General features: G+C 41.8%; 7 protein-coding genes. 5 read left to right on the plus strand and 2 right to left on the minus strand.

From position 1 onward, the window contains the following. Positions 1–109 precede the first annotated feature (109 nt). Positions 110–1,348, minus strand: a complete 1,239-nt coding sequence (locus NU887_RS12585; protein ID WP_258423739.1) for a S8 family serine peptidase — start codon at positions 1,346–1,348, stop codon at positions 110–112. 25 nt (positions 1,349–1,373) lie between these two features. Further along, complete coding sequence (locus NU887_RS12590) at positions 1,374–2,054, minus strand: hypothetical protein (protein ID WP_258423740.1); 681 nt, start codon at positions 2,052–2,054, stop codon at positions 1,374–1,376. Positions 2,055–2,148: 94 nt separating this feature from the next. On the opposite strand from NU887_RS12590, the gene NU887_RS12595 reads away from it, so the two are divergent. The 5 genes from NU887_RS12595 (at position 2,149) to msrB (ending at position 8,121) form a co-directional block, all read left to right on the plus strand. Beyond that, a complete protein-coding gene (locus tag NU887_RS12595) occupies positions 2,149–3,042 on the plus strand; it encodes a class I SAM-dependent methyltransferase (RefSeq protein WP_258423741.1) in 894 nt (297 codons plus the stop codon). A 233-nt stretch (positions 3,043–3,275) separates the two neighbouring features. After that, positions 3,276–4,457 (plus strand): aspartate aminotransferase family protein, encoded by a 1,182-nt coding sequence (locus NU887_RS12600; RefSeq protein ID WP_258423742.1) that lies wholly within the window; start codon positions 3,276–3,278, stop codon positions 4,455–4,457. A gap of 243 nt (positions 4,458–4,700) precedes the next feature. Beyond that, entirely contained in the window at positions 4,701–7,091 is a 2,391-nt protein-coding gene (locus NU887_RS12605; protein WP_258423743.1) for a penicillin acylase family protein, read from the plus strand. A 154-nt stretch (positions 7,092–7,245) separates the two neighbouring features. After that, the gene (locus tag NU887_RS12610; protein ID WP_258423744.1) at positions 7,246–7,614 is read left to right on the plus strand and encodes a four helix bundle protein; all 369 of its coding nucleotides are present in this window, start codon (positions 7,246–7,248) and stop codon (positions 7,612–7,614) included. Positions 7,615–7,704: 90 nt separating this feature from the next. After that, positions 7,705–8,121 (plus strand): peptide-methionine (R)-S-oxide reductase MsrB, encoded by a 417-nt coding sequence (msrB, locus tag NU887_RS12615; protein WP_258423745.1) that lies wholly within the window; start codon positions 7,705–7,707, stop codon positions 8,119–8,121. The last annotated feature ends 1,371 nt before the right edge of the window (positions 8,122–9,492 follow it).

Here is a 9,492-nt window from a genome sequence, read left to right on the forward strand (position 1 = left end):
AAAAGTATGGTAATAGAAAGAAATTTATTCATTAATAAAAGTATTGAAGGAAATCTAAGCAGGCTTAACATTAGTAAAATATTCAATAACTACCAAATTATGTGTTGAATCATTTTTCTTTAAACCTGTGGGCAATCGGGTCTGCAGGAGAAATTGGATAATTTAAAGCAAGACCATCAGAACCTATTTCTCCCAAAACTCTAAGCCCTGAAACATGTGGCGCTGCCATCGAGGTTCCTGATAAATACCGGTACTTTCCACCAATTGTAGTGGAATAAACATTGACACCGGGAGCTGCAAACTTGATTGGAAATCCAAAATGGGAAAACCATGCATATTTATCAAGGGCATCAATTGCTGAAACAGTTATGGTATAATCACCATTGATTCTTGCAGGACTAAATGATATCCCGGGAAGACTTGAGTTACCTGAAGCGATAACCATCCAGATTTTCTTTTTATTTGAAGCATTTAATACTGCGTCGTCCAAAGCCCTGCTTTTATCAAATCCTCCAAAACTTAAATTAGCCACATCACCAGGAATGCCAACTTTTCCAACATGGTCAATACCCGCAATCATTCCTGAATATGTAAATAGGGCTGATGGACCAAAAAATATTTTTACAGGAACAACTTGGACCCCTGCTGCCACGCCTACCACTCCAAAGAAATTATCCAATGCTCCGATAGTTCCGGCAACATGTGTTCCGTGCCCATGCTCGTCGATAAAACATAAATCTTTATTCACCGGGTGATAAGCGTCAAATGCCTTTTCGATACATACATTCAAATCAGGGTGATTCAACTGAATCCCTGTATCTACCACAAATACCGAATTCTTCCCTTCATAAGAGAATGGACCTCCTACCCTTTTGATTCCCCAAGGTATGATTTGGGTATTTACCGGATCAGAAGTTCCTTTGATTTCAGTGGCTTTTGGTGATTCTCCAAGCATTCCTGACCGGTCCTGTTCCACATATTTTACCAAAGGATCATTTTTTACCTGTTCCAATTTGTTTTTATCCATTTTTACACAAAATCCATTGAGAACAGACGAATAAACCCACTTAAGGCTATCCTCGGAAATCCTGTATTTGGACAATAAATTGATAGTTTCCATTCGCATGGACATTTCCTGTGAAAAATTATCCGTCGAATTGATTCTTCCGGAAATCTTTTCCTCATTAAAAACCACAATATATTGGTCCTCAACAGGTACTGTTTGGACAAACGATGAAAACTCTAATTTTTGGATCGGTCCAATATCTGAGGTCTCATCAGGCGAACAAGAAAAAAACAGATAAAATGAAAAAATGCAAACAAGTCCAAAAGCCTGGGATGACTTCATATAGTTAAGATTTCGAGTGGAGAGACTAATTTACTATAAATGAAATGATTTTTTTCATGTCCAAAGGTTGATTCGGATCAAGTTTATTTTCTTTGATAAATTCTTTCAACTCGTCATTCTTGTTTCCTGCCCATTCTTTCAGTCCCGAACTGTTTGTTTTTATTTCAGCTGACTGCATTCCCTTGATTTTGAAATACTTGATATTATGACGGAATTCGTCATATTGTGGTCCGGAATACCCATCCCGTTGTCCGCTTGGCCTAATCAAAGTCTTTTTGTGGGAAGCAATATATTTTTCCCCCTCTTTTTCAAAAAGGATCTCGACCACCTGAGGTTTGCCTTGAAGATATTCTATTCTAAAACTCCTTACCTCTTCTCCCGGAATCTCAATCCATTTCCAGTTACGCAATAACAAAGGCTCTGAATCTTCGCCACCTGTTTGGATATATACTTCGTTCTTTTCCAATAGAATATTGAATGGAATCTCGCTGTAATCTTTTCCACCATCCAAGGCTATTTTTCCTAAAGGTGGTGTATCAAATAAAAATGGTGTTCCCTTCAATCCATCGCTTTTGGGATTGACACGAAAAGTCCCAAGGTAATCCTGATATTGCTTATTCAAGGATTGGATGGCTTGGCTGCGTACATGCTGGGAACCAGACAAGCTTACAATCACCAAAATCAAAGTCAAGAATCTTTTTTTCATCGCTTAAGAATCGACAGAATTATAGCCAATTTAACTAAACTATTCCCAATTATAAAATACTTCCGCTCTCCGATTATATAATTACTTTTGCAGCATGAAAGAAACCATCCTCTCGCTCTCCCCGCAGCATTGGGAAGATTATGAACTGATTGATACCGGTGGATTTGAAAAACTGGAAAGGTTTGGAGATTATATCCTCAGCCGACCGGAACCACAGGCAATTTGGGATAAAAGTCTTGATGAAAAAGAATGGAGGGAAATGGCTCATGCCCATTTTGCAAAGGAAAAAAACAATCCCGAAAAAGGGCAATGGAATGAACTCAAAAAGATTCCACACAATTGGCAGGTCAGCTACAAAAATCCCGATGGGCTGAAGATGAAGCTCAATCTTGCCATGACTTCCTTCAAACATATCGGGCTCTTTCCCGAGCAAGCAGTCAATTGGGATTATATTTCAGACACACTCAAAAACTTTCCTGTTAAAAACCCCAAAGTCCTCAATCTATTCGCCTATACAGGAGCTTCATCTGTTGCTGCCAAAGCCTGCGGTGCAGATGTCACGCACTTGGATTCTGTCAAGCAGGTGGTCACTTGGTCCAAACACAACATGGAATCTTCCGGTCAGGATGGAATCCGTTGGATTGTGGATGACGCGATGAAGTTTATCAGAAGGGAAGTTCGTCGGGGAAACAAATACCACGGAATTATCCTTGACCCACCGGCATATGGACGTGGTCCGGATGGAGAAAAATGGATATTGGAAGAACAGATCAATGAAATGCTCAAACTTTGTGCGGAGCTTTTGGACCTTGAGCATCACTTCCTGATTCTCAACATGTATTCCCTCAGTTTCAGTTCGATGATCGCTGCCAACCTTGTCAAGTCCAACTTCAAAGAAGTCAACAATGCCGAGCACGGAGAGTTGTACCTTGTGGATAGATTTAAAAAGAACTTGCCATTAGGGATTTTCTTTAGGTTTAGGAGTTAGTGGTTGTAATGGTTGTAGTTGTTCTAATGGTTGTAGGGGTTGTAATTGTTGTAGGGGTTGTAATTGTTGTCTGCTTCGCGTTGTCATTGCTGTCAGGTTCTTGGGTTGTCAAGTTTGGGATGTCCTTACTTGGTTCATTGTACTTTGTACTTAGTACCTGGTTCAATTTTCTCGTTTCTCGCTTCTCGGCTCTAAGTCTTGCATCTTGTGTCTTACGTCTTGTATCTTAAAAAATGAATAACCGTCAGCTTTTCCTCTCTCACCTCGCGCAGACTACTGACTTTCCTTTGATGATAGAAATCGAAAAGGCAGAAGGGATCTACATGTATGGGCCGGAAGGAAAAGAATATATGGACCTGATTTCGGGAATCGGCGTCAGCAATGTCGGTCACCGCCATCCAAAAGTCCTCGAAGCGATCCAAAACCAGTTAGACAAATACCTTCACCTGATGGTTTATGGAGAATATGTACAAAGTCCTCAGGTTCAATTGGCTAAAGCACTTTGTGAAACTCTACCCTCCCACCTTGACAACGTCTATTTCGTCAACTCAGGAAGCGAAGCGGTGGAGGGCGCGCTGAAATTGGCGAAGCGCTATACCAACCGCCGCGAAATCATCTCCTGCGTCAATGCCTACCACGGTTCTTCCCATGGTTCACTTTCTGTCGGTGGCAATGAAATCTTCAAAAGAGCCTACCGACCTCTCTTACCAGGAATCAAAAATGTGGTTTACGGGAGTTTTCAGCAACTTGATGAAATCACCGAAAACACTGCAGCTTTCATAGTCGAGACCATTCAGGGCGAAGCCGGGATTATGGTAGCCTGTTCGGAATATTTTAAAGCTTTGCGAAGAAAGTGTGATGAGACAGGCACGCTTTTGATTTTGGATGAGATTCAAGCGGGTTTTGGAAGAACAGGAAAGTTTTGGGCATTTGAGCATTTTGGGATTGTTCCTGATATCTTGGTCTGCGCCAAAGGAATGGGCGGAGGCATGCCGATCGGTGCTTTCATTGCCAACAAAGACGTGATGGGCGCATTCAAAAACAATCCTCTATTAGGTCATATCACAACCTTTGGAGGGCATCCTGTTTCTGCTGCGGCTTCATTGGCAACGATTAAAGTTATTCAGGAAGAAAAGCTTTTGGAACAAGTGGAGACAAAAGCAAATCTTTTCAAAAAACTGCTTGTTCATCCCAAAATCAGATCCATCCACAACAAAGGGTTGATGATGGCTGTGGAGTTTGAATCCTTTGAAGTCCTAAAACCAATCATTGACAGGGCAATCGAAAACGGTGTCATTACCGATTGGTTTCTTTTTTGCGATGATGCCATGCGTATCGCACCGCCTCTGATCATTACCGAGGAAGAAATAGAAAAAGCCTGTGGGGTGATTTTGGAGGCGATTGAGGGGAGATAAAAAGGGTTGTAGTGGTTTTAGTGGTTGTAATTGTTGGAGTGGTTATAGTGGTTGTAATTGTTTTGGGTTGTCAAGTTGTCGGGTTTTCGGGTTGTCAGGTTCGAGTTGTCAGGATGGGGAATCCGTCATTCTGAATTTATCATTCTTAATTCTGAATTTCCTTAAGTCTTTCATCTTGTGTCTTCCTTGAGATATATTTACATTTAATCCCTCTTGAAAAATTCCCCACCCATCAATAAACCCATGAAAAAATTCCTCATTGCCCTAATCGTTCTATTCGTGTTGCTTTTTGTCGGATATCAGGCAGTCAAGCTGAGCTTCAAACCAAAATATAACGGCGAAATCAATATGCCTTCCATGTCTGCGGAAGCGGAAGTCTACTTTGATGATTTCGGTGTTCCCCACATCTATTCTGCCAATGCAGAAGATGCCTACCGCTCCTTGGGCTATGTCCATGCACAGGATAGGCTTTTTCAGATGGAAATGATGCGCCGTGTAGGCACAGGTACTTTGGCGGAACTCCTGGGTGCCGATTTGGTGGAAGTGGATAAATTTTTCAGGACTTTGGGCATTCCCAAACATGCCGCTTGGAGTACCGAAGAGTGGAACAAAGCAGGAAATTCGGAATGGAAATCCGCTACCGAAGCCTACATCGAAGGTGTAAATCATTTTATCCAACATGGAAAAATCCCCATTGAATATACCCTCTTGGGATCAGAACCGAGGGAATTCACCATCAATGACATCCACGCCATCACGGGATATATGTCCTTTACTTTTGCCATGGCAATGAAAACAGATCCTTTGGTCACCAAAATGGCCCGCACCTTGGGTCCTGAATATATGAAAATGGTTTCGGTCCAAACTTTGCCGGAGCACCATGTCATCCCCAACAATTACCCGAAAAGAGATTCCATCACCACTGATCTTGTCATCGAAAATTCCCTTTCTGCCCTGTTGGAAAAACTTCCCGTTCCCCTGTTGGAAGGCAGCAACTCATGGGTGATTTCGGGAAGCAGGACGGCTTCAGGGGAAGTACTGTTCTGCAATGATACCCACATTGGCTTTGCCCAGCCATCGGTATGGTATGAAGCGCATCTCGAATATCCGGGTTTCAGCTATTACGGCAACCATCTCGCAGGAATGCCATTTGGCTTGGTCGGACATACCCGCCACCACAGTATCGGACTGACGATGTTTGAAAATGACGATCAGGATTTCTTCGAAGAAAAACTCAATCCCAACAATCCCAACGAAACCATTTACGGAGAGGAATTCAGGCCATTGACATCCAGAACAGAAACCATCCATGTCAAAGATGGGGAGTCTGTTATTTTTGAAATCAAAGAATCCATCCATGGACCCATTATGAATGATGTCCTTCCCGAAATCGGCAAACTGACTCAAAATCCTGTGGCTTCATGGTGGGTGTATGTACTCGAGCCGACAGCTGCTTTGGAGGCGACTTGGAAGATGGCAAGGGCAAAAAACATTCAGGAAACCGAAGCTGCTGTCCGCATGATTCACGCGCCAGGACTCAATGTCATGTATGGCGACAAGGCCGGAAACATAGCTTGGTGGGCCACTGCCAAATTGCCCATCCGACCCAGCCATGTCAACAGCAAAATCTTCTTGGATGGCACCAACCCCACCGACGAACCGACAGGATGGATTCCATTTGAGCAAAACCCCATGAGCATCAACCCCGAATCGGGTTTTGTGGCGTCCGCCAATAACCAACCGGATACCCTTTCCAACGGGACTTTCTTCCCGGGATACTATTATCCCGGTGACCGTTGGGACAGAATCTCCAAAACCGTCACTTCCCGAAACGATTGGACCCAAGAAAGTATCAAAGCACTCCAAATGGAAGCCATCAATGAAAACCACCCCATCAACGCCAAAAGCATGTTGGCAGTGGTGGACTTAGCCGCATTCAAAGGTTTTGAACCTGCCCAAAAGGCCATCGAAAACTGGAACGGCAGCCATGACCTGGAATCCATCGCTCCTACCTTTTACTACAAGTGGCTTTACCATACCCTACACGGCATGATGGCGGATGAACTTGGGGAAGATGATTTCCAAAATTTCATCAAGACATTTATGTACATCCGAAGTGTACCGACACTGATCAGAACCGATAATTCTCTTTGGTGGGACAATAATAAAACCGAAGCCAATGAAAGCAAGTCCGAAATTGTCAAAATCGCCTTGGGCAAAACCATCTCAGAACTCAGCGAACAGTTGGGAACAGACAGTGAAAAATGGCTTTGGGAAAAAGTCGTCGTTCTCGAACACCCCCACCCTCTTGGTGCCAAAAAACCTTTGGACAAGATCTTTAATGTCAAAGCCCCTGCAGTCACTGCCAATGAAGAATCGGTCAACAAACTACCTTTTACCCTCAATCCTGATGGTATCTATAAGGTCAATTCAGGACCTGCAATGCGAATTATTTTAGATTTTGCTGACGTGGAAGCCTCAGAATCCGTCCTACCCACAGGTCAGAGCGGCAACCTTTTCAGTCCCCACTATTCCGACCAATCCGTCCTATACGCCACCGGCAAATACCGTCCTATGCTGATGAATGAGGAGGTGATTAAAGGGGGCGGGAGGAGGTTGGTGGTGAAGCCGTAAGGATGGGTTGTAATTGTTGTAGTTGTTGTAGTTGTTAGGGTGATTAAGAATTGGGTAAGTTTTGGGAAGCTTGAGAAAATAATTTTATTGAATAACTATTAATTGAGTCAGGATTGATTAATTTAGACAATCGCTTATTTCAAACTTTTGTCAAATGAAAAGTTATCAGGACTTGGATATCTACAAAATTTCATTGGAGTTATTTTTTGAAACACATCGGTTCAGTCTTAAGTTACCCTCTTATGAAAAATATGAATTGGGTAGTCAGTTGCGAAGATCATCTGACTCAATCAATACCAATATCGTGGAAGGTTATGGAAGAAAATCCTACAAACAAGATTTTGTGAAATTCTTGGTTTATGCCCACGCAAGCAACTTAGAATGTCATAATCACCTAGAAAAATTAAAGGTTTTGTATCCTGAGTATGATGCAGAAGTTCAATTGATCCAAGAAGAATATAGAAAGCTTGGTGTCAAAATCCACAATTTCATTGAATACGTAAAAACCAATTGGAAAACATAGACTAAGTGGAAAACCAAAACCCTCCAATAACGGACCCACTTAACAATTACAACCATTACAACAACTAGAACAACTACAACCATCTTACCCATGAAACCGAAACCAACAAAATCCTACCCCATCACCAAATCAGAAAACGAATGGAAGCAGGAACTTGATCCTCAAGCCTACCATGTTTTGCGGGAAAAAGGAACTGAAAGACCCTTCACCGGACAGTATTACCTCAACAAAGAAACCGGAATCTATGAATGCCATGCCTGTGGCAATGAGATTTTTCATTCCTCAGCCAAGTATGATAGTGGTTGCGGTTGGCCGTCCTTCACCGAACCGGTCCGACCTGATGCCATCGACGTGCATATGGATTATACCCATGGCATGATCCGGGAAGAAATCCTCTGCGGCAATTGTGGCGGGCACCTCGGACACCGTTTCCCCGACGGCCCAAAGGACAAAGGGGGTATCAGGTATTGTATCAATTCGGTGAGTATGGGGTTTAAAAAGTTGTAATTGTTGTAGTGGTTGTAATTGTTGTCTGCTGCGCGTTGTCAGGTTGTCTGCTGAGCGTTGTAAGGTTGTCTGCTGCACGTTGTCGGGTTGTCAGCTTCGCGTTATCAAGTTGGGGACCGTCATTCTGAACCGCAGCCTGCGGAGGTGAAGAATCTCATAAAAATGTAATTGTTGTAGTTGTTCTAGTTGTTCTAGTTGTTCTAGTTGTTGCCGAGGTACCAAGTCTTGAATCTTGTGTCTTGAAAAAGTACAATAGTAAAAATTATCGGAATAATTATATGGTTTCTTGGAAATTGGTCAAAAGGTAACGAATGGGTAGGGAGGGTGTAACGGGTGGGTAGGAGAAGGGTAAGGGAAGGGTAGCGGAAAGTGGGAGGAAATTGGGGTTTTTGGCAAAATTTATTGAATTATTTTTTATAGAATTGACCTTTTCTAAGGAATTGGAGATTGAATTTTTCGGGGAAATTGGTAAGCTTTTATGTTGTCTAAAAATCAGGTCTTGCTCTAATTTTAGTAGTTGTAATTGTTCTATTGGTTGTAATTGTTGTCTGGTTCGCGTTGTCAGGTTATCGAGTTGTCAGGTTGTCTGCTGCGCGTTGTCAGGTTGAGGACCGTCATTCTGAGTGAAGCGAAGATTCTCGATCAATATTTTTGTTCTAATAGTTGTAGTTGTTGTAGTTGTTGTAGTTGTTGTAATTGTTGTAGTTGTTGTAATTGTTGTAGTTGTTCTATTTGTTGTAGTTGTTCTAATTGTTGTCGAGGTATCAAGTCTTGAATCTTGTGTCTTGAATCTTGTGTCTATTTTTTCTCTTGATTCTTGTGTCTTATTTTGTCGGGGAATCAAATCTTGTGTCTTGCATCTTGTGTCTTGTGTCTATTTTTATTCTTGTGTCTAGCATATTTTTTGGTTGTCAGCGTGAAAAAACCCCGAAGGGGTAACATTTTTATAGAATAAAATGAAGCGTGAGATTGTATATAGTTTTGGCTAATTTGATGGGAAATTGTAAGTATAGTTTCCGCCAAAACAGATCTAGTTTTTTTTACCACAGATAAAAAAGATGAACACAGATCTTGTGTCTATTTTTAAAAGTCTTGAATCTTACGTCTTGTATCTAGTGTCTATTTTTAAGTCTTGTATATAGTGTCTATTTTTAAGTCTTGATTCTTGTGTCTTATTTTGTCGGGGAATCAAATCTTGTGTCTTGCATCTTGTGTCTTGTGTCTATTTTTATTCTTGTGTCTAGCATATTTTTTGGTTGTCAGCGTGAAAAAACCCCGAAGGGGTAACATTTTTATAGAATAAAATGAAGCGTGAGATTGTATATAGTTTTGGCTAATTTGATGGGAAATTGTAAGTATAGTTTCCGCCAA

It is taken from the genome of Aquiflexum gelatinilyticum (genome assembly GCF_024741135.1).
Taxonomy (GTDB): Bacteria; Bacteroidota; Bacteroidia; order Cytophagales; family Cyclobacteriaceae; genus Cognataquiflexum; species Cognataquiflexum gelatinilyticum.